Source organism: Geodermatophilus sp. SYSU D00703 (assembly GCF_054050155.1).
Genome location: NZ_JBJGYU010000022.1, coordinates 12,995 through 37,498 on the forward strand (window position 1 = coordinate 12,995; position 24,504 = coordinate 37,498).

The window sequence follows — 24,504 nt, forward strand, 5'->3', positions numbered from 1 at the left end:
GCCGCGTGCTCCGCCACCGCCGACCCGGCCACCCGCCTGGTCACGAGCTCCGTGGAGGCGACCTCCGGCGACCACCACGACGGCGAGTGGGCGCACGTCGAGGACGGGGTGCCCGACCCCTCGGCCTCCCTGGAGGTGCCCGGTGGCGCGGCATCGGGCGCATGGCCCCGCCTGATCGTGGGGCTCCGGCGCTAGCGTGACGGGACCACGTCGAGCGGCTGCCGGGCGCCCCGGCGCGCGGCGGCCCGACCACCCGGGAGCCGGACATGCGCGTGCCTCTCACCACCCGTGACTTCCTCGACCGCGCCGAGCTGGTGTACGGCGACCGGATCGGCATCGTCGACGAGCCGGACCAGCCGGCGCCGTCCATGGGAGAGGTGACCTACCGCGAGGTCGCCCGCCGCGCCCGCGCGATGCAGGCCGCCCTCGACGAGCTCGGCATCGGGGAGGGCGACCGGGTCGCCGTCGTCAGCCACAACTCGGGCCGGCTGCTGGAGATGCTGCTCGGCGTCCCGTCGTCGGGCCGGGTGCTCGTGCCGATCAACTTCCGGCTGGCGCAGGAGGAGGTCGCCTACATCGTCGGCCACTGCGGCGCCCGCGCGCTGTTCGTCGACCCGGACCTGGAGGCCTCGCTCAAGGGGATCGACGTCGAGCACCGGTTCGGCACGGGGGAGGAGTACGAGCAGCTGCTGCGCCACGACGTCGAGCCGCGGCCGTGGTCGGCGCCCGACGAGGACGCCACAGCGACCATCAACTACACCAGCGGCACGACGGCGCGGCCCAAGGGCGTGCAGATGACCCACCGCAACGAGTGGGTCAACGCGGTGACCTTCGGCATGCACATGCAGGTCAGCGACCGGGACGTCTACCTGCACACGCTGCCGCTGTTCCACTGCAACGGCTGGGGGATGCCGTACACGCTGGCCGGCCTCGGTGCCCGGCAGGTGCTGCTGCGCAAGGTCGACGGCGCGGAGATCCTGCGGCGGGTGGAGCGGCACGGCGTCACGCTGATGTGCGGGGCGCCGGCGGTGTGGAACTCGGTGCTCGAGGCCGCGGCCCACTGGGACGGCGAGGTCCCCGGCCGCGACCGGGTGCGGATCGTGGTCGCTGGCGCGCCGCCGCCGTCGCGGACCATCGCCCGCATCGAGTCCGAGCTGGGCTGGCAGTTCAACCAGATCTACGGCCTCACCGAGACCGCCCCGCTGGTCACCGTGAACCGGCCGCGCGAGGAGTACGACGCGCTCGAGCCGGAGGAGCGCGCGAAGAAGCTGTCGCGGGCCGGGGTGCCGGCGCTGGGCACCCGGGTGCAGGTCAGCGACTCCGGTGAGGTGCTCGTGCAGAGCAACACCGTGCTGGCCGGCTACTGGAACAACCCCGACGCCTCGACCGAGGCGCTCGAGGGGGGCTGGTTCCACACCGGCGACGGCGGCTCCGTCGACGAGGGCGGCTACGTCACCATCTCCGACCGGAAGAAGGACGTGATCATCACCGGCGGCGAGAACGTCTCGTCGATCGAGGTGGAGGACGTCGTCTTCAGCCACCCCGCGGTGGCGGAGGTCGCAGTCATCGGGATCCCCGACGACAAGTGGGGTGAGCTGGTGACCGCGATCGTCGTCTGCGCGGAGGGGCAGCAGGTCACCGAGGAGGAGGTCATCGCCCACTGCCGCGGCAAGATCGCCGGGTACAAGATCCCCAAGCGGGTCGAGTTCCGCGACGCGCTGGCCCGCACCGCGACCGGCAAGATCCAGAAGTTCAAGCTGCGGGAGGCCTTCTGGTCCACCTCGGAGCGCCAGGTCCACTGAAGCAGGACCTCCTCCCGGGGCCACTCTCCGCGGTCACTGCGCTGAGGGGCCCCTCACCCCACCGGGTGAGGGGCCCCTCAACCGTGTGCCCGACCGCGTCGATCCCCGCACCAGGAAGCGCCCTCCGGGGTGCCGTCGGTGTGGGGTCGGAGAGAGGTCGGGTCGGTGGGCAGCGCAGCGGACACACGGGGTACGGCTCCGAGGGGCGGGGTGCCCCGGTGGCTCCTCCGGGGGATCGGGACGACCGTCGCCGCCGTCGTGGCGGTGGGCGCGGCCCCCGGTGCGGCGCTCGCCGTGCCGGGGGAGGCGGAGGTCGCCGACGCGCAGGCCACCCGTGACGCGGCGGCCGCCCAGGTCGGTGAGATCAGCGCCCAGCTGGCCGAGGCGGAGTCCGCCGCGGCCGCCGCCCACCAGGCCGCGCAGATCGCGCTGCAGGAGTACGAGGAGCGCAAGGCCGCCCAGGAGGAGGCGCAGGCCGCCGCCGACGAGGCCGCCGAGGACGCCGAGCGGGCCCGGGCGGCCCTGACCCGCGGCCGCCAGCAGGTCGCCGACTTCGCGCGGTCCAGCTACATGCAGGGCAGCACCGCGCCCGGCGCCGCGGCGCTGATGAGCGCCGAGGGGCCGACCCAGCTGCTGGAGCGGGCCGCGCTGCTCGACGCCGCCGGCGACCACCGGGTCGACGTCGTCGACCAGCTGACCGTGCTCGAGCAGGAGGCCGCGGACGCCGACCGCGCCGCCCGGCAGGCGGTGGCGGACGCCGACGCCCTGGAGGACGAGGCGGCCGAGTCGCTGGCCGCGGCCCAGGCCCAGGAGGTCTCGGCGCGCGCCCAGACGGCGGCGCTGGCCGAGCAGCGGGAGGCCTGGGAGGCCGAGCTCGCCGAGGCGCAGGAGGCTCTCTACGGCGCCCAGGGCGCCCGGGCCGCGGCGGCCGCCGCTGCCGCGGCGCAGGAGGCCGCCCGCACCAGCCCGCCGGCCGGCCCGCCGTCCTCCTCCGCCGGTTCCTCCGGCGGCTCCTCCTCGGCCGGTTCCGCTGGGGGTTCCTCCTCGGCCGGTTCCCCCTCGGCCGGTTCCTCCAGCGGCTCCTCGTCGGGTGGCGCGCCGGCCCCGGTGCCGACGACGGCCGACGCGCCGTCGGGCTCGGCGGTGCAGACGGCGATCGCCGCCGCGAGGTCGCAGCGCGGGCTGCCCTACAGCTGGGGCGGCGGCAACGGCTCCGGCCCGTCCTACGGCATCCCGCCGGACACGGCGATCTACGGCTTCGACTGCTCGGGGCTGACCGAGTACGCGTACGCGCAGGCCGGCATCGCCATCGGCGGCACCAGCCGCGAGCAGTACTGGCGGTTCCGCGACCGCACCGTGGCCGCGTCCGACCTGCGGGCCGGTGACCTGGTCTTCTGGGGCTCCGGGTCGGCCTACACCTCGATCTACCACGTCGCGCTCTACATCGGGGGCGGCCAGGTGATCCAGGCGCCGCAGAGCGGGGACGTCGTACGCGTCTCGTCGATGTGGTTCGGCAACGACTACTTCGGCGCCGTCCGCCCGACCGGCTGAGAGGGCCGGGACATGGGGCGTCGGGCAGCCACGGGGGGAGCTGCCCGACGCAGTGACGAGGCTAGCAGTCACCCGCCCGCGCGGGCAGGGGTAGACACACGCCACGCGGACGGTCGGCGCGCCGCGCCGTGGGCGACTCCGGTGCAGCCGTCGGCGGGACGGCTGCTGTGCAGGAACGTGTAGGACACTGGCGCGGGGACGGGCACACCGCCCCGTCGCCGGCCTCCCCGAGGCCGCGGAGCCGCACGATCCTGGGAGCCCCGTGAGCAGCGCCGCCAGCACGCCCCTCGAGCAGTCCGCTGGGTCCTCGGCCACCGGTCAGCCGGTGCCGCCCTCGGCCGACGCTGCGCAGCTGGAGCGCGTGCTCTTCGAGATCAAGCGGGTGATCGTCGGGCAGGACCGGCTGGTCGAGCGGATGCTCGTCTCGCTGCTCGCCCGCGGTCACGTGCTGCTCGAGGGCGTGCCCGGGGTGGCCAAGACCCTCGCGGTGGAGACGCTGGCCACCGTCGTCGGCGGGTCGTTCACGCGGCTGCAGTTCACCCCCGACCTGGTGCCGGCCGACATCATCGGCACCCGCATCTACAAGGCCGGCCAGGACGCCTTCGACACCGAGCTCGGCCCGGTGTTCGCCAACTTCGTCCTCACCGACGAGATCAACCGCGCGCCGGCCAAGGTGCAGTCCGCGCTGCTCGAGGTCATGGCCGAGCGCCAGGTCTCCATCGGCGGGGTCACCCACCCGCTGCCCGACCCCTTCCTGGTGCTGGCCACCCAGAACCCGATCGAGTCCGAGGGCGTCTACCCGCTGCCCGAGGCCCAGCGGGACCGCTTCCTCATGAAGGTGCTCGTCGACTACCCGAGCCCCGAGGAGGAGCGGGAGATCATCTACCGGATGGGGTCGACCCCGCCGGTGGCCGAGACGGTGCTCGCCCCCGGTGACCTGCTCCGGATGCAGCGCACCGCCTCGCAGGTGTTCGTGCACCACGCGCTCGTCGACTACGTCGTCCGGCTGGTCGTGGCGACCCGCGCGCCGCGCGAGCACGGCATGGAGGACGTCGCGTCGTGGGTCTCCTACGGCGCCAGTCCGCGCGCCTCGCTGGGCCTGATCGCCGCCAGCCGGGCGCTGGCGCTGCTCCGCGGCCGGGACTACGTGCTGCCGCAGGACGTCCTCGACGTCACCGCCGACGTGCTGCGCCACCGGCTGGTGCTCTCCTACGACGCGCTGGCCGACGGCGTGCCGGCCGACCACGTGGTCAAGCGGATCCTCCAGACCGTCCCGCTCCCGCAGGTCACGCCGCGGCAGCGGTCCGGCGGCTTCGGCCCGGCCGCTCCGGGCGGGCCGGCCGTGCCGTCGTTCGGCCCGCCGCAGCCGGTCCCGCCGCACGGTGCGCCGCCGTTCGGCCAGCCGGCTCCGCAGTTCGGCGGGCCCGTGCAGGGTCCCTTCGCCGGCCGGCCCGCCGAGGGGCAGCCCGGTGCGCAGGGCCAGCCGGGGCCGGCCGGCAACGGCTTCGCGCCCGGGTCGTCGCCGGCGTGATCCTCCGTCGTCGCTCCGGGGGCTCCGGCACCGCGACGCCGGAGCCCCCGGGGCACGCGCCCACGCCCGGGTCCGGGATCGACCCGGGGGCCGGGGACGGCGCTCCGCCCCGCTTCGCCGAGGGACCGGCCGACGTCCTGCTGCAGCGGCTGGAGCTCACCGTCCGGCGCCGCCTCGACGGCCTGCTGCAGGGCGACCACCTCGGGCTGGTGCCCGGATCGGGCACCGAGGCCGGGGACTCGCGCACCTACCACCCCGGCGACGACGTCCGGCGGATGGACTGGCCGGTCACCGCGCGCACCCAGGTGCCGCACGTCCGGGAGACGATCGCCGACCGCGAGCTGGAGACGTGGGCCGTCGTCGACCTCTCGGCCAGCCTCGACTTCGGCACCGCGCTGTGCCAGAAGCGCGACCTGGCCATCGCCGGCCTGGCCGCGGTCAGCCACCTGACCGTCCGCGGGGGCAACCGGCTCGGCGCGGTCGTCACCACCGGCGAGCGGGTCGACCGCTACCCGGCCGCGGCCGGCCGGCTGGCCGCCGACCGGCTGCTGCGCGCCGTGGTGGCCACACCCCGGGCCGCCGGAGGACGGCGGGGTGACCTCGCGGCCGCCCTGGAGTCGCTGCGCCGCCCGCCGCGCCGGCGCGGGCTGGTCGTCGTCGTGTCCGACTTCCTGGGTTCCGACGCGCGCGGCCCCGCCGACTGGGAGCGGCCGCTGCGCGGGCTGGCGGGGCGGCACGAGCTGCTGGCCATCGAGGTGGTCGACCCGCGCGAGCTGGAGCTGCCCGATGTCGGGCTGCTGACCGTCGTCGACCCCGAGTCCGGCCAGACCCTCGAGGTGCCCACGGGCGACGCCGAGTTCCGCGCCCGGTACGCAGCCGGGGCCGCCGCCCAGCGGCAGGCGATCGCCGCGGCGCTGCGCCGGGCGGGCGCCGGTCACCTGCAGCTGCGCACGGACCGCGACTGGCTCATGGACGTCGTCCGGTTCGTCGCGGACCGGCGCCGGGCGGGCTCCGGAGGCGCATCCCGATGACGTCCCCGACGACCCGTGGCGACCGCCGGCGCGCCGGCAGCGGAGGAGCCTCCCGATGACCTTCCAGGCACCGCTGTGGCTGCTCGGCCTGCTCGCCGTCGTCGCACTGGTCGCGCTGTACGTGGTCCTGCAGCTGCGTCGCAAGGCCTACGCGGCGCGGTTCACCAACGTCGCCCTGCTCGGTTCGCTCGTGCCCAAGCGGCCCGGCTGGCGGCGGCACCTGGCCTTCGGGCTGGTGGCGCTCTCGCTGGCCGCGCTCGTGGTCTCGCTGGCCGTGCCGAGCACCGAGGTGCGGGTGCCCCGCGAGCGGGCGACGGTGATCATGGCCGTCGACGTCTCGCTGTCGATGCAGGCCACCGACATCGAGCCCAGCCGGTTCGAGGCGATGCAGAAGGCGGCCAAGGAGTTCGTCGACGTCCTGCCCGAGCGGATCAACCTCGGGCTGGTGTCCTTCGCCGGCACCGCCACCACGCTGGTCACCCCGACGACCGACCGCGGCCAGGTGCGCAGCGCCATCGACAACCTCGACCTCGCCGAGTCGACGGCGATCGGCGAGGCGGTGTTCACGTCGCTGTCGGCGATCCAGAACTTCCAGGCCTCGCTGGAGGCGACCGAGGAGGAGCTGCCCCCGGCCCGGATCGTGCTGCTCTCCGACGGGTACAACACCGTCGGCCGCGACGACACCCAGGCCATCGACGCCGCGGTCGACGCGGGCATCCCGGTCTCCACGATCGCCTTCGGCACCGACTACGGCACCCTCGACCTCGACGGCGAGCGGGTGCCGGTGCCGGTGGACCGGGAGACCCTCGAGCGGATCGCCGACGACACCGGCGGCAGCTACAGCGAGGCGGCCAGCGCCGCGGAGCTCGAGCAGGTCTACGAGGACCTCGGCAGCCAGATCGGCTACACCACCGAGCCCCGCGACGTCAGCTACTGGTTCGTCCGCGGCGGGGTGCTGCTGGCCCTGCTCGGCGTCGTCCTCAGCCTGCTCTGGACCAACCGCCTGCTGTAGCCCCCCGTCCGGCCCCGTCCGAGGCCCCGCCGCGAGCTTGCGAGTGGTGGGGAGGACGGGGTCCCTTCTCAGCGCGAGGGGTCGAGGACGAGCTTGCCGGTGGTGCGGCGGGCGAGCAGGTCCTGGTGCGCCTCCCGGACGGCGGTCAACGGGTAGCGACCGCCGGCGATCGGCGAGAGCGCGCCGTCGGCGACCAGCGGCAGCAGCTCGGTCATCGCGTCGTCCATCATGTGCGGCCGCGTCATGCAGTGGGCCAGCCAGAAGCCGATGACCGCGCGGCTCTTCTGCATCAGGGCGCCGGGGTCCACCGGGGACGCCGGCTTCCGGGCGGCCATGCCGTAGGTGACCAGCCGGCCGAACGGGGCCAGCGCCGACAGGGCGCCGTCGAAGACGTTCCCACCGGTCATCTCCAGCACCACGTCGACCGGCTTGCCGCCGTTGGCCTCGCGCAGCGCGGCGGTGAAGGCCCTCGGGTCGTCGTCGGCCAGGGCGGGGTCGACGCTGGCGTCGGCGCCCAGCTGCTCGGTCAGCGCCCGCTTCTCCGGGCTGGAGGCGGTGGCGATGACCCGGCCCGCGCCCCAGCGGCGGGCGAGTTGGATCGCCAGCGACCCGACCCCGCCGGCGCCGGCGAGGACGACGACGGTCTCCCCGGCGGCCAGGTGGGCGCTGGTGCGCAGCAGGTGCCAGGCGGTGGCCCCCTGCAGGACGACAGCCAGCGCCTGCTCGTCGGTCACGCCGTCGGGCACCGGCCAGGTCAGCCGGGGGTGCGCGGCGACCTTCTCCGCGTAGCCGCCGCCCTCGAGCAGCCCCACCACGCGCGGCCCACCGCCGGCCGGCGTGCCGACGAACTCCGCACCCGGGACCAGCGGCAGCTGCTGCGGGGCGAGGTAGCTGTCCTCGATCTGGTGGGTGTCGGCGAAGTTGACCCCGGCGCCCTGCACGTCGTAGAGCTGCTGGCCGGGGCCCGGGACGGGGTCGGGCAGGTCGACGACGTCGAGGACCTCGGGGCCGCCGAAGCGGGTGATCTGCACGGCACGCATGCGGGAAGGCTAGGGGCGCCGCGACGGTGGGCGGCGGGCGGGCGGGCGGTCGAGGACCGCGGTGGGGGAGCGCCCGGCGTACGCCCGCTCCTGCAGCCCCGTCCGGAGGGCCGAGGGCCCGCCGACCGGGTGGTCGGCGGGCCCTCGGCTCCGACCCGGCCGTGGGTGGCCGCCCGGGTCAGGCGACGTCGGTGCGGGCCCCGCTCAGGTAGCCGCGAACCGCCGGCTCCGGGACCCGGAAGGACCGGCCGACGCGCACGGCGGCCAGCTCCCCGCCGTGCACGAGGCGGTACACGGTCATCTTCGACACGCGCATGATCGCCGCGACCTCGGCCACGGTGAGGAAGCTGACCGCGGCGCGCGGAGCGGGCCGCTCGGTCGACGGCCGCGCCGCCGTCGGGTGGCCGGGGGCCGGCCGCGCGGCCAGGGGGCGCTGGCCCATCGGGCCGACGCCGGGCTGCAGGCTCATCGCCGGCGACGTGGGGCGCGCCATCGGCCGGGAGCCGGGCACGGCGGGCCGGGCGGAGGGGCGCTGGCCGTAGGCGGCCTGACGGTGGAGAGCCGGAGCGGGGGAGCGCTGGGGCAGAGACACGTCGTTCCTCTCGGTGGCGGTCCACGGGACGCAGGTCCGGCTCGCTGTCGGCGACGGTGCGCGTCCGTGCTGATACAGACCGTAAGGGCCCCTGGAGGGCGGGGCGAGGACACCGGAGGACGAGACGGACCGGTCCGATTCGTCAGGAGTTGACCGTTGCGCTCGCCGGCGGTGCGTCGGCCCCAGCCGCCGACGACGGTGCCGCCGGCCGCGCACCCGCGGGAGGCCCGGCCGGGGCGGCCCCGTCGCGGTCGGGGAGAGTGGGGACCATGGAGGTACCCATCCCGGCCGACCGGATCCTCGACGTGGCGACGCGGATCGCCGATCAGCTGCTGGAGGTCCAGACGCGGGTCAACGGGCAGATCGACGCTGCGCTGGCCGAGTTGCTGCCGGGCGTCCAGCAGCGGCTGGGCGTCGGACCGGTGGCGGACGTCGATCTCGGGGACCTGGTCAACGTCCGCATCACCGGGCTCAGCGTCGTCGTCACGCCCGCGGCGGTGGCCACCGTCGTCCCGCTGTCGGCCGCGTCGGCCGCCACGACGCGGGCCGGGCGCCGCGCCATGACCGACGTCGTGACCGGTGCCGACGACCGCCTGGCCGTCATCGCCGGCCCGTGCTCGATCCACGACCCGGCCGCCGCCGTGGAGTACGCCGGCTTCCTCGCCCGCATGCGGGAACGGCACGGCGACGACCTCGAGATCCTGATGCGGACCTACACCGAGAAGCCGCGGACCGAGGTCGACTGGAAGGGGTTCGCCTACGACCCGTTCCTCGACGGCTCCAGCCGCATCAGCGTCGGCCTCGTCGCCACCCGGCTGCTCATGTGCCGGATCACCGAGCTGGGCGTGCCGGTGGCCGCGGAACCGCTCAACGCGCTGACGCCGCAGTACGTGAACGGGCTCGTCACCTACAACGGTGTGGGGGCGCGCAACGTCACCGACCAGACCGCCCGCGAGCGGGTGTCCGGCTTCTCGTCCGTCGTCGGCTTCAAGAACTCGCCGGAGGGGAGCGTCGAGGCCGCCGTCTCGGCCGTCGTGGCCGCGCGGGCCCCGCACGAGTTCCTCGGTGTCGACCACCACGGGGTGTCGGCCCAGCTGTCGACGACGGGCAACGACACCGGCCACGTCATCCTGCGCGGCGCCCAGGACGGCCCGAACTACTCGGCCGCGCACATCGCCGACACGAAGCGGAAGCTGGCCGCGCGCGGCCTGCCGGAGGTGGTCGTCGTCGACGCCTCCCACGGCAACAGCCGCAAGGACCACCGGCGCCAGGTCGAGGTCGTGCGGGACCTGGCCGGCCAGATCGCGGCCGGCGAGCGGGCGATCCGCGGCGTCATGGTCGAGAGCAACCTGGTCGCCGGGCGGCAGGACCTCGACCGCCGGCACCCCGAGGCGCTGGAGTACGGCAAGAGCGTCACCGACGCCTGCGTCGACCCGGAGACGACCGAGGCGATGCTGGCCGAGCTGGCCGAGGCGGCCCGGGCACGGCGCGGGACCCGGCAGCGGGAGACCAGCTCCGCAGGCGCGTGACCCCCGACGGAGTCCACGGGCTGGCGTGCCCGAGCCGGGGAGGCCCTCAGCCGATCCACCGGCGCTTCCCACCGGCCAGCACGCGGCCGAACTGCAGCTCGGGGAAGTGCGCGCCGGCGCCGACGGTCGTGTCGTCCTCGAGCTCCCGGAACAGTCGTTCCCGGACCCGGGCGGCGAGCCGGGGGTCGACGTCCCCCATCGCGTGCCACGTGGGTTCGTCCAGCTGCACGGGACAGGTGATCGCGTCGCCGAGGAGCAGCGCACGGTGCACGCCGGAGGACACGACGACCGACAGGTGACCGGGGGTGTGCCCCGGGGTCATGGTGACGTCGACCCCGGGCACGACGGGAGTGTCGCCGCCGACCAGGTGGAGACGGGCGGCGTCCGTGGTCCGCAGCCCGTGCCGGATGTGGTCGAGCATCCTGCTCTGCGGGTCGAGCACGAAGTGCTCCCAGTCCCCCGCGCCGAACCAGATGTCGGCACGGGGGAAGACCGGCCGCCCCGCGCCGTCGAAGAGCCATCCGCAGTGGTCGAGGTGCAGGTGGGTGCAGATGACGACGTCGACCTCGGCCGGACTCACTCCCGCGGCGCGCAGCCCGACCGGCAGCTGCCCGCCGACGAGCAGCCGGCGCGGGCCGTCGTCGTGCAGGTCCGGGCCCAGGCCCGTGTCGACCAGGACCACCGAGGCGCCAGTCCGGACGAGGAAGGTGCCGATCGGCATCCAGGCCTGGCCGTGCCGGTTGAAGAAGTCCTCGTGCCCGTCCGCGGTCACGTGGTCGCCGAAGTAGCCGGGGCTCGCCCGGAAGGTGCCGTCGGCGATGGGGTGGACGTCGATCCCGCCGACCCTCATGAGCCCTCCCTCGCAGCGGAGTCCCCGCCGACGGTCCCGCAGGTCGCCGACGACGTCCACTCGGGACGATCGCGCTGCTGGGCTGGGGCGTTGTCGCTCTGTTCAGCTACCCTGACGCACCGTGCGCGCCCCGTCGGACACGCCTGACACCAGCCTCCTGCGGCACGTCCGGGCGCGGGACCCGCAGTCCGCGGCGCGCAGCGCCGCCGTCATCCTCCTGCTGGCGGCCGTCGCCCTCGCCGGGTGGGCGCTCCTGGAGCACTCGACGCAGGCCGCACTCGCGCGCGGGATCTGCTGGTCGGCCGCCGGGCTCCTGGCAGTGTGCTCCGCCGTCCACCGGGTCGTGCCGGCGGAGCGCCTGGACCGGGTGGGGGCCGGCGCGCTGATGTCCGTCGGCGGCGTCCTGCTCGGGGCCGTGCTGTCCGTGCTGACCGACGACACCTCCGCCGCGGCGCAGTCGTTCCTCTCCCTGCCGGTCCTGTGGGCGGCCTCCCACCTCAAGACCGCGGGCGTCGTCCTGGTGACCGGTACGACGGTGCTCGTGGACGCCGGGATGCTGCTGTACCTCCTGCCGGTCCGGGAGGCGCTCACCGACCTCGTCTTCGTGGGGGCCGTGCTGGTCCTGATGGCGGCCGTCCTCTGCCGGGCAGCCGTCCGGCAGGAGCACCTGGTCGCGGCGCTGCAGTCGCAGGCGCAGGTCGACACGCTGACCGGCCTGGTGAACCGCCGGGTCTTCCAGGACGCGCTGCTCCGGACGACCGCGCGCCGGCCGGCCCCGGGGACCGCGCTGGTGCTCATCGACGTCGACGCGTTCAAGTCGATCAACGACGCGCACGGGCACCCGGCCGGCGACGAGGTCCTCGTCCACCTGGCCAGGGTGCTGAGAGAGCAGGTGCGTGCCGACGACGCCGTCCTGTCCCGGCTGGGCGGTGACGAGCTGGCCATCCTGCTGCCCGGCTGCTCCGCGCGCGCTGCCCAGCGCCGGGCCGAGGCCCTGCTGGAGGCGGTGCGCACGACCCCCGTGACGCTCACCGACGGCACGACGTTGACCCTGTCGATCAGCCTGGGGGTGGCCCACCTGCCGCAGGACGCGGACAGCCTGGAGGCGCTGTACGAGACCGCGGACGCCGCGCTCTACGACGCCAAGCGCGCCGGGCGCGGCTGCGTCGCCGTGGCCGCGGCCTGACCCGGAGCGCCGCCCGTCGACCCTCGGGCGAGCGGGGGCGGCACCCGCGTCAGGTCGGGGCCGCGGCGCGGTACCAGTCGCGCAGGCGCGCGAACCCCTCCTCGAGGCCCACCTGCGGCCGCCACCCGAGCGCGGCCCGCGTCCGCCGCTGGTCGAACCAGTGCGCGGTCGCCAGCTGCCCGGCCAGGAAGCGGGTCATGGGCGGGGTGGACCGCCGCCGCGTCAGGGCCCAGACCCCCTCGACCGCGGCACCGGCGGCGTAGGCGGCGGGGAACGGCACCCGGCCGCGCGGCCCCGGGACCCCCGCCGCCGCGCACAGCCGGCGGAGGACCTCGGCGACCGGCCGCGGCTCCCCGTTGGAGACGACGAGGGCCTCGCCGTGGACCGGTCCGCAGGCGTCCACGGCGGCGACCAGCGCGGCCGCGGCGTTGTCGACGTAGGTGGTGTCGATGAGGGCCGCGCCGGAGCCGATCACCGGCAGCCGCCCGGCCCGCGCCCGCTCGACGACGCGCGCCACCAGCTGGAGGTCACCGGGGCCCCACACCAGGTGGGGTCGCACCGCCAGCACGGCGAGGGAGGCCGAGTCCGCGGCCAGCGCCTCCCGCTCGGCCACGGCCTTCGAGCGGGAGTAGTTCCCGCGGGCGCGCGCCGGGTCGGCCGGCTCAGCGCCCACTCCCACCAGAGCCGTCCCGGCGTGCGCCACCGAGGGCGAGGAGACGTGCACCAGCCGGCCGACGTCCGCGGTTCGGCAGGCGCCGACGACGGCGCGCGTGCCCTCGACGTTCGCCGCGACGAACGCGGCCGCCGGCCCGGTGACGTCGACCTTCGCGGCCAGGTGCAGCACGGCGTCCCGGCCCCGGGCGGCCCGCGCGACGGCGGCCGGGTCGGCGACGTCGGCCAGCACCTCCGCGCACGGCAGGCCGGACGGGCGGCGCTGCAGCACGGTGACCTCGTGCCCGTGCTCGAGCAGCGTGGTCGCCGTGGCCCGGCCGAGCATCCCGCTCGCGCCGGTGACGAGCACCCTCACGGCCGGCGGCCGGCGAGCACCCGCGCGGCCCGGCGGGCGACCTCGCTCCGGTCGACCTTGGACTGGTGCCGGACGTCCACCGGCAGCCCGGCGGTGGTCAGCACCGCGGCGACCCCGAGCCCCGCGGCGGCGCGGACGGCGTCCGCGGTTCCCTCGTCGGCCAGGGCCAGCCGCGCGCCCCGGCCGGCCGGGCGCCGGCTGCTCCGCGACGGCACGACCACCACGACGACGACCTGTGCGCCGACCGGCCCGACGCCGACGGCCGCCGCGGCCGCCACCCCGGGGAGCGCCTCCACCCGCTGCTCGATCCCGACCGGCGTCACCGGTCCGCAGCCCGTGGCGACCACGTGCTGGAGGCGCCCCTCGATCCAGAGCCGCCCGTCCGCGTCGAGGTGCCCGACGTCGCCGGTGCGGTGCCAGCCGGGGTCCCGCGAGGTCGTCTGCTCCAGCGCCCACAGCGCGTCGTAGCGGTCCTTGACGTGGGCCGCCTGCACGCAGACCTCGCCGGGGACGCCCGGGCGGTCGGTGGGCTCGCCGTCGGCCCGCCCGTCGGGGGAGAGGGGGCTGATCCGCACGGCCACGCCGGGCAGCGGCCGGCCCACGCACACCCCGTTCCCCGCGCCGGCGGCCTCGATGCCGGCCAGGGAGACGTCGGCGACCGGCAGCACCTCGGTCATCCCGTAGGGGGTGTGCGCGTCGGCGGCCGGGAGGACCGCGCGCAGCGCCCGCAGCAGGGACGCGGGGACGGGCGCGCCGGCGGACACGAGCAGCCGGACCCCCGCCAGCGCCTTCCGCTGTCCTTCCGACACGTCGTCGGCCGTGGCGACCACGCGCCGCAGCGCGGCGGGGGAGGCGAAGACCACCGTCGCCTCGACCGCGGCAGCCGCCTCGCCCAGTGCTGCCGCGGTCAGCGATCCCGGCGCGGTCACGTCGACGTCCGGCACCGCCGACGCGACGCCCAGACCCGGTCCGAGGATCGCGAAGGGCGCGAACGCCGCCACGAAGCGGTCCTCGGCGGTGAGGCCGTAGGTGGACCGCACGAGCTCCAGCTGGGCCGCGGCCTGGCGGTGCGTGTAGACGACGCCCTTCGCCGGCCCGGTCGCCCCGGAGGTGAACAGCACGGCGCAGTCGGCGTCCAGCGGGGCCTCGGCCGGTGCCGGCGCCGACCGGCCGAGCCTCTCCAGGGCGGCCAGCGTGTGCGCGGCCCCCAGCGCGCGGAGGGGCGTCGGGCCGGCCGCGATCCGGGAGGCCGCCAGGCCCATCAGGCGCGCCGCCGCCAGCCCCGTCCGGCCGCCGATGACGTGGTCGACCGCCGCGCTGCGCAGCGCCCGGCGCATCCCGGACAGCCCGAGGCCCTTGTCCGCGACGACGACGACGGCGCCGGCGCGCCACACCGCGTACACCGCGGCGGTGAGGTCGGCCGACGGCTCCACGAGCAGGGCGACGCGGTGCCCCGGACGGACTCCGCAGGCCGCCAGCCCGGCCGCCAGGTCCGCCACCCGCCGGGCGAGCCGGGACCAGCTCACGGTGACGCCGCCGACGTCGACGACCGCGGGTGCGTCGTCGTCCGACCGCTCCTCCAGGGCGGACCACAGGCGGCGTCCGGCGTCCCCCCTCGGGCGGGCCGGAGCGGGATCCGCGGCACCGAGGTCGGTCACCCACTGCGCCACGGCCGCGGCGTACTGCGGCGCGTCCTCGGGGAGGAGGTGGGAGGCACCCTCGTAGCGGTGCAGCCGGGCGTGCGGCAGGCGGCTGCGCAGGTCGGCCAGGTACCGCTCGCGGAAGACCGGGTCGCGTGGGCCCCACAGCAGCAGGGCCGGGACGTCGAGCGCGCGGATGCCCTCGGCGACCGCCTCCTGCACGGGGCGGGACGGGTGGCCGGGGGCGAACGGGATGTCGGCGACGAAGTCCCCGACGGACGCTCGTCGCCGTGGCGACCGGTAGGGGGCGGCGAAGGCGCGGCGGACGTCGGCGGGCAGCGCCGGCCGGGACAGCGCCGTCGTCGCCCGGACGAACACCGGGGTGCCGACCGTCGCCGCGGCACGGACGCCCCGCGCGGCGGCCAGCCGGATGAGGGCGGGGCCGAGGTCGCCCGCCGGCATGGCGACGGCGGTGTTCGCCAGGACGACGCCGCGGAGGTCCCGCCGGTGCTCGAGGGCCCACCCGAGGGAGATCACACCGCCCCAGTCGTGCCCCACCGTGACCACCGGCCCGGGAACGCCGAGCGCCGTCGTGAGGTCACCGAGGTCGGCGATCCGCTGCTCCAGCGACCGGGGCGCGGGCAGCCGGTCGGACCAGCCCATGCCCAGCTGGTCCGGGGCGACCACCCGCCAGCCGGGCGGCGCCGCGGCCAGCAGCCGGCGCCAGAGGTAGGACCAGGTGGGGTTGCCGTGGACGCACAGCAGCGTGCCCGCCGGGTCGCGGACGCCGTTGTCGAGGACGTGCCAGGTGTGCTCGACGCCGGTGCGGTCGGCGACGGTGACCAGCCGGGACCACGAGGGGTCCAGGCCGGGGAGTGCCGGCGGGAGGCTCGCGGCGTCGTCCGCCCTCACCAGGCGATCTCGAGGCACGAGGCGTTGAGGCCCGAGCCGATCCCCATGAGGAGCACCCGGTCGCCGTCGACCAGCGAGTCCTGCTCGCCGGCCAGCGTGAAGGGCACCGACGCCGGGCCGAGGTTGCCCCGGGTCGGGAAGGTCGTCGGCACGCGCGAGGGGTCGACGGAGAAGCGGTCGCACATGGCCTGGGTGTGGACCTTGGACACCTGGTGCATGACGTAGCGGCTCATGCCCTGCGCCCAGTCGAACTCCTCGGCGGCATCGGCCCACATCTGCAGGGAGAGGTCGAGACCGGCGTCCAGGAGGCCCTTGAGGTCGGTCCGCATCATGTCGTTGTCACCGGTGCAGAGCTCGTGGTGCTCGGTCCCCGCCCGGCTCACCGACCCCACGAGGCGGTGCCCCTCCGGGTGGTGGTCGGCGCGGCCCAGCACCATGGCGACGGCGCCCGAGCCGAGGGTCAGCGTCGCGAACTGCGACAGCACATCCCGCGACACGGTGTCCGGGCGGTTGAGCCGGTCGATCGTGCGCTCCTGCACCGGGCGGGAGTCCTCACCGTTGACGATCAGCGCGTGGTCCACCCGTCCGGAGTCGATCATGGCGGCCGCCAGCTCCATGCCGTTGACGAAGCCGAGGCAGGCGTTGGTCACGTCGAAGTTCTGGCACGACCGCGGCAGGCCCAGCGCGTGGTGCACCGCGACCGCGGTCGAGGGCTCGAGGTACCTGCGGCTGACCGAGGTGTTGATCATGACGCCGATCCCGGCCGGGTCGATCCCGCTCTCGCTGATGGCCTTGGCCCCGGCGATGGCGGCGCCGTCGACGAAGGTGACGCCGTCGGCCCACCAGCGGCGCTCCCGGATGCCGGCGAGGCGCTCGAGCAGCCCGGGTCGCAGCCCCACCCGTCGGTAGGTGTCGGCGAGCGCGTCGTCGAGTGCGTCCGAGGTGACCACCCGGGAGGCGTCGGCAGTCTGCACGGTCAGGACAGCCGTGTTGGTGAACCGGTGTGTGGCGCTACGGCTCATCTGCGACGTCCCGTTCTCCGATGGGCTGACTTCCGGATCCGCCGCGCCCGCTCCGGTCGGCCACTACCCGGCCGCCCCGACGCTATTCCACCAGGCGTCCGCACGGGCTCCTCCGCTGGGCGCCGGGCGACTGCTCGGGTCGCCGGAGCGTGGCAGGCTCCGTCGCATGGTCCGAGTGGGCTTGGTGCTGGGTGGCGGTGGCGTCGTCGGTCAGGCCTACCACGCGGGCGTGCTGGCGGTGCTCGAGCACGACTTCGGGTTCGACGCCCGCACGGTCGACGTGATCGTCGGGACGTCGGCCGGTTCGATCACGGGCACGCTGCTGAGGTTCGGGGTGTCGGCGGAGGACCTCGCGGCCTGGACGGTGAAGGCACCGTTGTCGGGCGACGACGACGTGCTGCGGTACATGGCCGAGACCGACGTCCCCGAGCTCGCGCCCTTCCGCCCGATGCACCTGCTGCGTCGCCCCCTCCGGCTACCCGGCCGGCACATGGTGCAGCGCGCGCTGGTCCGCCCCTGGCGGTTCCGCCCGCTGGCAGCCGGCATGACCCTGCTGGCACCGGGCCGGCACGACGTCGTCGAGCAGTTGGCCGCCCTCCGCGAGGTCGAGGGGCCGGACTGGCCGGCCTCCGCCCTGTGGATCTGCGCCGTGCACCGGGGCGACGGGCGCCGGGTGGTGTTCGGCAGGCCGGGTGCCCCTCCGGCGCCGATCCACCTGGCGGTCGCCGCGTCCTGCGCGGTCCCCGGGTACTTCGCCCCGGTGCAGGTCGGTCGGCACAGCTACGTCGACGGCGGCGTGCACTCCCCGACGAACGCCGCGACCCTGCGGGGGTCGGGCGTGGATCTCGTCGTCATCGTCTCGCCGATGAGCGGGCCCGTCGGATGGCGCCCGGACCTCTACGCGACGGCCCGCAGGTACTGCGAACGCCTGCTCGCCAGGGAGGTCGAGGCGCTGCACGCACGGGGGATCCGGACAGTGGTGTTCGCGCCGGGCCCGGCGGAGCAGGCGGTCATGGGGACCGACATGATGTCGCGGAAGCGTCTCAACGAGGTGATCCGGGAGTCCTTCCTGCGCGCCGGCGCCCGTGCCGCGACGCCCGCGGTGGCCCCGCTGATCCGGATGGCGGCGGACGCCGGCTCGCGCTGACCGGGGGACCTTCCCCGCCCGCCTGTGGTGTGCTGGAGGCGGTGGGCGGCTCGGGTCGGCGACGCCGGGCCGGAGCGGAGGAGGTCCACGTGCAGTTCTACCTGGACGGCTACCACCCCGGTGACCCGGAGCTGCCCTCCGGCGAGGAGCTGCGTGCCGACGACGTGCCCGGGGAGCCCCCCGCGGAGGTGGACGTCCTCGTCGTCGGCTCCGGGCCGGCCGGGCTGGTGCTGGCCGCACAGCTGGCGGCCTTCGCCGGGATCACCACCCGGGTCGTCGAGCGCAGGCCCGGCCCGCTCGAGCTCGGCCAGGCCGACGGCGTCGCCTGCCGGTCGGTGGAGATGTTCGAGGCCTTCGGCATCACCGAGCGGCTGCTCAAGGAGGCGTACTGGGTCAACGAGACCGTCTTCTGGCGACCCGACGACGGGGACCGGGCCCGCATCGCCCGGAGTGGCCGGATCCAGGACGTCGAGGACGGGCTGTCGGAGATGCCGCACGTCATCGTCAACCAGGCGCGGATCCAGCAGCACCTGCTCGACCTCATGCGGCGCTCGCCCGGGCGCGTGGCGCCGGACTACGGCCTCGAGGTCCGCGGCCTCGTCGTCCGGGACTCGGGCGACCACCCGGTCGAGGTCACCCTCGGCCGGACCGAGCCCGGCCGGGACGGCGAGGAGCTCACCGTCCGCGCCCGCTACGTCGTCGGGTGCGACGGGGCGCGCAGCGCGGTGCGCCGGGCGATCGGCCGGGAGCTGCGCGGCGACTCGGCCAACCAGGCCTGGGGGGTCATGGACGTCCTCGCCGTGACCGACTTCCCCGACATCCGGTTCAAGGCGGTCATCCAGTCCGAGGCCGGCAACATCGTGCTCATCCCGCGCGAGGGCGGCTACCTCGTCCGGTTCTACATCGAGCTCGACGACCTCGCGCCGGGCGAGCGCGTGGCCGCGCGCGGGATCACCGTGGACACGCTCATCGAGGCGGCACGGCGGATCCTGCACCCGTACACGCTCGACGTGCGGGACGTCGTCTGGTGGTCGGTGTACGAGATCGGCCAGCGGCTCACCGACGCGTTCGACGACGTCCCCGCCGACCGGGCCGGGTCGCGCCTCCCGCGGGTGTTCATCGGCGGCGACGCCTGCCACACGCACAGCCCGAAGGCCGGGCAGGGCATGAACGTCGCGATGCAGGACGGGTTCAACCTCGGCTGGAAGCTCGCCGCCGTCGTCGAGGGGCGCGCCGCGCCGGAGCTGCTGCGCACCTACTCCGCCGAGCGCCAGGCGGTGGCGCAGCGGCTGATCGACTTCGACCGCGAGTGGGCGGCCAAGCACAGCGCCCGGCCCCAGCACCCGGGTGAGGGGGCCGGCGCCCCGGACCTGCAGCGCCTCTACTCCGAGCAGGGCCGGTTCACCGCGGGGGTGGCCACCCACTACGCGCCGTCCCTGATCACCGGGCCGGCGACCTACCAGGACCTCGCCAAGGGGTTCGTCGTCGGGGAGCGGTTCCACTCCGCACCCGTCGTCCGCCTCGCCGACGCCAAGCCCCTGCACCTCGGCCACGTGGCGCGGGCGGACGGCCGCTGGCGGCTCTACGCGTTCGCGGACGCGGCCGACCCGCGCGGCGCGGACTCCCGGCTGCGCGCCCTGTGCGAGGTCCTCGCGGGGTCGGAGGCCTCCCCGGTCCGCCGGTACACGCCCCCCGGCGCCGACGTCGACGCGGTGTTCGACCTCCGCGCGGTGGTCCAGCAGGGCCACCGGGAGCTGTCGGTCACCGGCCTGCCCCCGCTGCTGCTGCCGCGGAAGGGCCGCTTCGGGCTCGTCGACTACGAGAAGGTCTTCTGCCCCGACCTCAAGGCCGGGACCGACGTCTTCGACCTGCGCGGCCTCGACCGCGCGCAGGGCTGCCTGGTCGTCGTCCGTCCCGACCAGTACGTCGCGCACGTCCTGCCGCTGGACGGCACCGACGAGCTGGCGGCGTTCTTCTCCGGGTTCCTGGTCGAGACGGGATCCCGCTGAGGAGGGCCCCGCGCCTCAGGCCTGGTGGACGGCGGTGACGCGGTAGACGCCGGGGGCCGAGTCGGTCATGTCGATGAACCGGCGCTCGTCCTCCAGCACCTCGGGCCGGGCGTTGACCATCACCGCCCGGTAGGCCTCGGGGTCGTCGAAGTAGGCCATCGCGAACCCCTCGTACTCGTGGCGGCCGACGCCGGCCTCCCGGGCGGCGAACGAGCTGGCCTTCGGGTCGGCGTGGAACTGCCGGTAGCCGCTCCCGCGGGCGTCGGCCCCCGGCTTCACCAGCCACCCGTGGTGGCCCAGCCAGTAGCTGTGGTGGGCGTCCCAGCTCATCGTCAGCGCCCGGCTGATGACCACGAGCGTCACGACGTCGGTCTCCCGCGGCGTGAACGGGTAGACCGTGCCGACCTGCGCGCAGGACTCCCCGGCGTCCACCAGGTCCCCGAGCCGGCCGGCCAGGCCCGCGAAGACGGGGACGAGCTCGGCGAGGGGAGCGTCGTCCCACCCGGCCTCGATCTCCGCGTCGAAGGGTCGCCCGCCCATGGCGCGCTGGTGCGAGCTGCCGTCGACGACGCCGTCGAGCAGGTCCATCGTGCGGACCCGGGCTCCCGGACGGGCCGCGACCCGTTCCCAGACGCGGCCCGCCTCCGTCTCCAGGGCGGCGCGCAGCCGGTCGCGGTCGCCCGAGCCGGCGCGCAGGAGCAGCGACGTCATGGTCTTCACGGGGCGGTCACGAACGGCGAGGCGTCCAGCTCCTCGGTCACGAACTCGTACTCGACCATCAGGTCCGCGAGGTCCTGGAGCCTGCCGGTGTCGTCCGGCGCGATGTAGGTCGGCAGGGCGACCTGCTCGATCAGCTCCGGCGACAGCGTGGTGTACGTGCCCAGGACGTCGCGGACCGCCTGCGGGTCGTCCATCGCGATGTCGGCGCCCCTGGCCAGTGCCCGCTGGAAGGCCGCCACGGTGTTCGGGTTCTGCTCGGCGAACTCGCGGCTGACCGCGAAACCGCCGACCGGGATGCCGGTGAGCTCGTCGTTCACCGCGTCCAGCACCTGCCGCGCGCCGGCCGCCTCGATCATGGTGGTGAACGGCTCCACGCTGAAGGAGGACTGGATCCGGCCGGCCTCGAGCGCCGCCGGCATGTCGGCGAGCGGGATCTCGACGAACTCGACGCCGCTGGGGTCCACCCCCTCGTCCTGCAGGTCGATCAGCGTCCGCAGCTGCGTGATGTTGTTCAGCGTGTTGATGGCGATGGTGGTGCCGGCCAGGTCGGCCGGCTCCTGGATCGGCGAGTCGGCGGCCACGAAGACGCCGTTGCCCGGCTCCTCCTCGCCGATGGCCGTGGTCTGGCCCACGGACAGCAGCGGCAGCCCCTGCTGGACGCCGACGAGGAAGGCGACGTTCTGGCCGAACGTCACGTCGAGGTCGCCGGCGATGAGGGCGGGGACCGCGGCCGCGCCGCCCTGGGTGGCCTCGGCGGTGACGGTGAGGCCCTCGTCCTCGAAGAAGCCCTCCTGGACGGCCAGGTACAGCGGCGCCACCTCGGGGATGGGCAGCGTGCCGACCGTCAGCTCGCCGACCTCCGGTGCGCCGTCGGCCGACGAGGGGGCGGCCGAGGACCCGGGCTCCTCCCCGCCACCGCAGCCGGCGAGGAGCGCGAGCGCCACGCCCGCGGTTAGTGCTCTGGGGGCCGACGTCCGTCTCGCCATGGGACTCCGATGTCCGGTCACGGACCTCTGCCGTCCGTGTGTGCACGCCCATTCACGGTGACGGCGGCCACAGCGGTCAACCCGGCGCTGCTCATGGCGGCCGTCGGGGGCCTCCTCCCCGCGCGGAGGTGTGACCTGCGGCCACCGACTAGGTTCGGCACCCGACGGAGTGGTCGGCGCAGGGGAGTGGCACGTGGGCAGATCGGTGCTCGTGACCGGCGGCAACCGGGGGATCGGGCTGGCCATCGCCCGCTCCTTCGCCGAGCAGGGCGACTCGGTCGCGGTCACCCACCGCGGCAGCGGCGTCCCCGACGGCCTGTTCGGCGTCCGCTGCGACGTCACGAGCGCCGAGGACGTCGACCGGGCGTTCACCGAGGTCGAGGAGCACCAGGGCCCGGTCGAGGTGCTGGTCAGCAACGCCGGGATCACCCGCGACGGGCTGCTCATGCGGATGAAGGAGGACGACTTCACCGACGTCCTCGACGCCAACCTCACCGCCGCCTACCGGGTGTCGAAGCGGGCCGCGGCCAAGATGGTGCGGGCGCGGAGGGGCCGGATCGTCTTCATCTCCTCGGTCGTGGGCCTGCTCGGTTCGGCCGGCCAGACCAACTACGCGGCGTCGAAGGCCGGGCTCGTGGGCCTGGCCCGCTCGATCGCCCGGGAGCTGGGCAGCCGCGGCATCACCGCCAACGTGGTGGCGCCGGGCTTCGTCGAGACCGACATGACGGCCGCGCTGCCGGAGAAGCGGCAGCAGGAGATCCTCGGGCAGGTGCCGCTGGGCCGGTACGCCTCGGCGGACGAGATCGCGGGCGTGGTGCGCTTCCTGGCGAGCGACGCGGCCGGCTACATCACCGGGGCGGTCGTCCCGGTCGACGGCGGACTGGGAATGGGGCACTGATGGGCGGCATCCTCGAGGGCAAGAAGGTCCTGGTCACCGGGGTCCTCACCGAGGCGTCGATCGCGTACGCGACCGCACGTCTCGCGCAGGAGCAGGGCGCCACCGTCGTCCTGTCCAACTTCGGCCGCGCCCTGTCGCTGTGCCAGCGGATCGCCAAGCGGCTGCCCGCTCCGGCGCCGGTGGTCGAGCTCGACGTCACGAACACCGAGCACCTGTCGACCCTGTCCGACCGGCTGCGCGAGCACGTCGGCGACACCCTTGACGGCGTCGTCCACTCGATCGGTTTCGCCCCGCAGGAGGCGATGGGCGAGGGCTTCCCGGAGGTCGCGTGGGAGCACGCGGCGACGGCGTTCCAGGTGTCGACCTGGTCGATGGCCTCGCTGACCCAGGCCTGCCGGCCGCTGTTCGGCGACACCGCCTCCGTCGTCGGCCTCACCTTCGACGCCACCGTGGCCTGGCCGGTCTACGGCTGGATGGGCGCGGCGAAGGCGGCGCTGGAGTCCACCTCCCGCTACCTGGCCCGCGAGCTGGGCCCCGAGGGCGTGCGGGTCAACCTCGTCGCTGCCGGCCCGCTGCGCAGCATGGCGATGAAGTCCATCCCCGGCAGCGCCCAGTTCGAGGAGGCGTGGGAGGCCCGCGCCCCGCTCGGCTGGTCGGTCACCGACACCGAGCCCGCCGGCAAGGCCGTCGTCGCCCTGCTGTCGGACTGGTTCCCCGCCACCACCGGGGAGATCGTGCACGTCGACGGGGGCTTCCACGCCGTGGGCGTCTGACCCCTCATCCGTCGTCGTCCCCGCTGAGAGAGAACGGACGTGCCCCGCTCCACCGTCGAGATCACCCCTGCCGGACAGCGACCCGACGCGGAGCCCTCCCTGGCCGTGCGCAACAACGGCGGGGCCCTGCCGTCGTCCGACCCCGCGCCCGCCGGACGCCGGGACGCCCTGCTGCTGCTGTCCTTCGGCGGCCCCGAGGGGCACGACGACGTGATGCCGTTCCTCGAGAACGTCACCCGGGGCCGCGGCATCCCACGCGAGCGGCTGGCGGAGGTCGCCGAGCACTACCACCACTTCGGCGGCGTCAGCCCGATCAACGAGCAGAACAGGGCGCTCCTGGCGGCGCTGGAGGCCGAGATCGCGGCGGTGGGGGTCGACCTGCCGGTCTACTGGGGCAACCGCAACTGGGCGCCCTACGTCGAGGACGTCTGGCGGCAGATGGCCGACGACGGTGTCGAGCACGTCTACGTGCTGGCCACGTCGGCCTACGCGTCGTTCTCCGGCTGCCGGCAGTACCACGAGGACGTCGCGCGGGCGCGGGCCGCCCTCTCCGGCGACGCCGCCGCGCCGGGCGGCCCGACCGCGGAGAAGCTGCCGCACTACTTCGACACGGCGGGCTTCGTGCAGGCCAACGCCGACGCGCTGGCCACGGCGCTGGCGTCCCTGCCCGAGGACCTCCGCGACACGGCCCGGCTGGTGGCGACCGCGCACAGCATCCCGGACTCCATGGCCGCGGTCGCGGGCCCGGCCGGCGGCGCCTACCAGGCCGAGCTGCTGGTGACCGCGCAGAAGGTCGTGGACTCCGCCGTCCCCGGCCGGCCCTTCGACCTGGTGTGGCAGAGCCGCAGCGGCCCGCCGTCGGTGCCGTGGCTCGAGCCCGACGTGAACGACCACCTGCGGACGCTGGCCGAACGGGGGGAGCGCGCCGTCGTCCTCTTCCCGGTGGGCTTCGTGAGCGACCACCTCGAGGTGATCTGGGACCTCGACAACGAGGCGGAGCAGACGGCTCGCGAGCTCGGCCTCGCCTTCGCGCGGGCCGCGACCGCGGGGACGCACCCGGCGTTCGTCCGCTCCCTGGTGGACCTGCTCCGGGAGCGCCGCGCCGGGGGCCCGCCGCGGCTGGGCACCAGCTGCCCCGCCGCCTGCTGCCATGTCCAACGCCGGCCTACCGGCCTCCACCGTGGCCAGGAGCCGTCCCCGGCCTGAGCGGAGCCCCACCCGTGTCCCGGTCGGGAGGCCTCCGGCC

Annotated in this window: 21 protein-coding genes; 13 read left to right on the plus strand and 8 right to left on the minus strand. The window is 75.4% G+C overall.

The features are described 5' to 3' along the window. Positions 1-51 precede the first annotated feature (51 nt). The 6 genes from ACI782_RS18465 to ACI782_RS18490 all read left to right on the plus strand — a co-directional run bounded on the left by ACI782_RS18465 (position 52) and on the right by ACI782_RS18490 (position 6,927). A complete protein-coding gene (locus ACI782_RS18465) occupies positions 52-195 on the plus strand; it encodes a hypothetical protein (protein ID WP_456911534.1) in 144 nt (47 codons plus the stop codon). Positions 196-266: 71 nt separating this feature from the next. Next, a complete protein-coding gene (locus tag ACI782_RS18470; protein WP_456911535.1) occupies positions 267-1,802 on the plus strand; it encodes a long-chain-fatty-acid--CoA ligase in 1,536 nt (511 codons plus the stop codon). Between the two features lie 210 nt (positions 1,803-2,012). Then, on the plus strand, positions 2,013-3,353 hold the full coding sequence (locus ACI782_RS18475) for a C40 family peptidase (RefSeq protein ID WP_456911536.1): 1,341 nt from the start codon (positions 2,013-2,015) through the stop codon (positions 3,351-3,353). Between the two features lie 262 nt (positions 3,354-3,615). Then, positions 3,616-4,884, plus strand: a complete 1,269-nt coding sequence (locus tag ACI782_RS18480; protein WP_456911537.1) for an AAA family ATPase — start codon at positions 3,616-3,618, stop codon at positions 4,882-4,884. Beyond that, entirely contained in the window at positions 4,881-5,915 is a 1,035-nt protein-coding gene (locus ACI782_RS18485; RefSeq protein WP_456911538.1) for a DUF58 domain-containing protein, read from the plus strand. The genes ACI782_RS18480 and ACI782_RS18485 overlap by 4 nt, the downstream gene beginning before the upstream one ends. A 55-nt stretch (positions 5,916-5,970) precedes the next feature. Beyond that, positions 5,971-6,927, plus strand: coding sequence for a VWA domain-containing protein (locus ACI782_RS18490; RefSeq protein ID WP_456911539.1), 957 nt, complete (start codon positions 5,971-5,973; stop codon positions 6,925-6,927). 68 nt (positions 6,928-6,995) lie between these two features. On the opposite strand, the gene ACI782_RS18495 is transcribed toward ACI782_RS18490, so the two are convergent. Together ACI782_RS18495 and ACI782_RS18500 are read right to left on the minus strand one after the other, a co-directional pair. Then, positions 6,996-7,967 (minus strand): quinone oxidoreductase family protein, encoded by a 972-nt coding sequence (locus tag ACI782_RS18495; RefSeq protein ID WP_456911540.1) that lies wholly within the window; start codon positions 7,965-7,967, stop codon positions 6,996-6,998. 178 nt (positions 7,968-8,145) lie between these two features. Beyond that, entirely contained in the window at positions 8,146-8,559 is a 414-nt protein-coding gene (locus tag ACI782_RS18500) for an excisionase family DNA-binding protein (protein WP_456911541.1), read from the minus strand. A 269-nt stretch (positions 8,560-8,828) separates the two neighbouring features. On the opposite strand from ACI782_RS18500, the gene ACI782_RS18505 reads away from it, so the two are divergent. Continuing rightward, positions 8,829-10,088, plus strand: a complete 1,260-nt coding sequence (locus ACI782_RS18505) for a 3-deoxy-7-phosphoheptulonate synthase (RefSeq protein WP_456911542.1) — start codon at positions 8,829-8,831, stop codon at positions 10,086-10,088. 46 nt (positions 10,089-10,134) lie between these two features. Here ACI782_RS18505 and ACI782_RS18510 read toward each other — a convergent pair whose 3' ends face one another. Further along, positions 10,135-10,938: an MBL fold metallo-hydrolase gene (locus tag ACI782_RS18510; RefSeq protein ID WP_456911543.1), complete on the minus strand. Its 804-nt coding sequence runs from the start codon at positions 10,936-10,938 to the stop codon at positions 10,135-10,137. A 121-nt stretch (positions 10,939-11,059) separates the two neighbouring features. Between ACI782_RS18510 and ACI782_RS18515 the strand changes: the two genes are divergently transcribed. After that, entirely contained in the window at positions 11,060-12,124 is a 1,065-nt protein-coding gene (locus ACI782_RS18515) for a diguanylate cyclase (RefSeq protein ID WP_456911544.1), read from the plus strand. Between the two features lie 49 nt (positions 12,125-12,173). Here the strand turns inward: ACI782_RS18515 and ACI782_RS18520 are convergent, their stop codons facing one another. From ACI782_RS18520 to ACI782_RS18530, 3 genes are read right to left on the minus strand one after another with little or no spacing between them, the layout of a single operon-like run. Continuing rightward, positions 12,174-13,151, minus strand: coding sequence for an NAD-dependent epimerase/dehydratase family protein (locus ACI782_RS18520; RefSeq protein WP_456911545.1), 978 nt, complete (start codon positions 13,149-13,151; stop codon positions 12,174-12,176). Further along, complete coding sequence (locus tag ACI782_RS18525; RefSeq protein WP_456911546.1) at positions 13,148-15,703, minus strand: alpha/beta fold hydrolase; 2,556 nt, start codon at positions 15,701-15,703, stop codon at positions 13,148-13,150. Before ACI782_RS18525 ends, ACI782_RS18520 begins: the two co-directional genes overlap by 4 nt. Continuing rightward, complete coding sequence (locus ACI782_RS18530) at positions 15,700-16,725, minus strand: 3-oxoacyl-ACP synthase III (protein ID WP_456911547.1); 1,026 nt, start codon at positions 16,723-16,725, stop codon at positions 15,700-15,702. The genes ACI782_RS18525 and ACI782_RS18530 overlap by 4 nt, the downstream gene beginning before the upstream one ends. Positions 16,726-16,891: 166 nt before the next feature. Here ACI782_RS18530 and ACI782_RS18535 point away from each other — a divergent pair, with 166 nt between their 5' ends. After that, positions 16,892-17,872, plus strand: coding sequence for a patatin-like phospholipase family protein (locus ACI782_RS18535; protein WP_456911548.1), 981 nt, complete (start codon positions 16,892-16,894; stop codon positions 17,870-17,872). Positions 17,873-17,961: 89 nt separating this feature from the next. Next, the gene (locus tag ACI782_RS18540) at positions 17,962-19,881 is read left to right on the plus strand and encodes an FAD-binding monooxygenase (RefSeq protein WP_456911549.1); all 1,920 of its coding nucleotides are present in this window, start codon (positions 17,962-17,964) and stop codon (positions 19,879-19,881) included. Between the two features lie 15 nt (positions 19,882-19,896). Here the strand turns inward: ACI782_RS18540 and ACI782_RS18545 are convergent, their stop codons facing one another. Then, positions 19,897-20,592 (minus strand): EthD domain-containing protein, encoded by a 696-nt coding sequence (locus ACI782_RS18545; protein WP_456911550.1) that lies wholly within the window; start codon positions 20,590-20,592, stop codon positions 19,897-19,899. Between the two features lie 5 nt (positions 20,593-20,597). After that, positions 20,598-21,545, minus strand: coding sequence for an ABC transporter substrate-binding protein (locus ACI782_RS18550; protein WP_456911551.1), 948 nt, complete (start codon positions 21,543-21,545; stop codon positions 20,598-20,600). Between the two features lie 235 nt (positions 21,546-21,780). Between ACI782_RS18550 and fabG the strand changes: the two genes are divergently transcribed. The 3 genes from fabG to ACI782_RS18565 are packed head-to-tail and all read left to right on the plus strand — an operon-like array spanning position 21,781 to position 24,464. Beyond that, on the plus strand, positions 21,781-22,485 hold the full coding sequence (fabG, locus tag ACI782_RS18555; protein ID WP_456911552.1) for a 3-oxoacyl-[acyl-carrier-protein] reductase: 705 nt from the start codon (positions 21,781-21,783) through the stop codon (positions 22,483-22,485). Beyond that, complete coding sequence (fabI, locus tag ACI782_RS18560) at positions 22,485-23,258, plus strand: enoyl-ACP reductase FabI (protein WP_456911553.1); 774 nt, start codon at positions 22,485-22,487, stop codon at positions 23,256-23,258. Before fabG ends, fabI begins: the two co-directional genes overlap by 1 nt. A gap of 39 nt (positions 23,259-23,297) precedes the next feature. Then, on the plus strand, positions 23,298-24,464 hold the full coding sequence (locus ACI782_RS18565; protein WP_456911554.1) for a ferrochelatase: 1,167 nt from the start codon (positions 23,298-23,300) through the stop codon (positions 24,462-24,464). Positions 24,465-24,504 lie beyond the last annotated feature (40 nt).

What these genes read in the sequence shown, in the direction of transcription:
- ACI782_RS18470 (WP_456911535.1), top strand. Translation starts at nt 267, where the DNA reads ATGCGCGTGCCTCTCACCACCCGTGACTTCCTCGACCGCGCCGAGCTG.
- ACI782_RS18490 (WP_456911539.1), top strand. Translation starts at nt 5,971, where the DNA reads ATGACCTTCCAGGCACCGCTGTGGCTGCTCGGCCTGCTCGCCGTCGTC.
- ACI782_RS18495 (WP_456911540.1), bottom strand. Translation starts at nt 7,967, where the DNA reads ATGCGTGCCGTGCAGATCACCCGCTTCGGCGGCCCCGAGGTCCTCGAC.
- ACI782_RS18505 (WP_456911542.1), top strand. Translation starts at nt 8,829, where the DNA reads ATGGAGGTACCCATCCCGGCCGACCGGATCCTCGACGTGGCGACGCGG.
- ACI782_RS18510 (WP_456911543.1), bottom strand. Translation starts at nt 10,938, where the DNA reads ATGAGGGTCGGCGGGATCGACGTCCACCCCATCGCCGACGGCACCTTC.
- ACI782_RS18530 (WP_456911547.1), bottom strand. Translation starts at nt 16,725, where the DNA reads ATGAGCCGTAGCGCCACACACCGGTTCACCAACACGGCTGTCCTGACC.
- ACI782_RS18535 (WP_456911548.1), top strand. Translation starts at nt 16,892, where the DNA reads ATGGTCCGAGTGGGCTTGGTGCTGGGTGGCGGTGGCGTCGTCGGTCAG.
- ACI782_RS18545 (WP_456911550.1), bottom strand. Translation starts at nt 20,592, where the DNA reads ATGACGTCGCTGCTCCTGCGCGCCGGCTCGGGCGACCGCGACCGGCTG.
- fabI (WP_456911553.1), top strand. Translation starts at nt 22,485, where the DNA reads ATGGGCGGCATCCTCGAGGGCAAGAAGGTCCTGGTCACCGGGGTCCTC.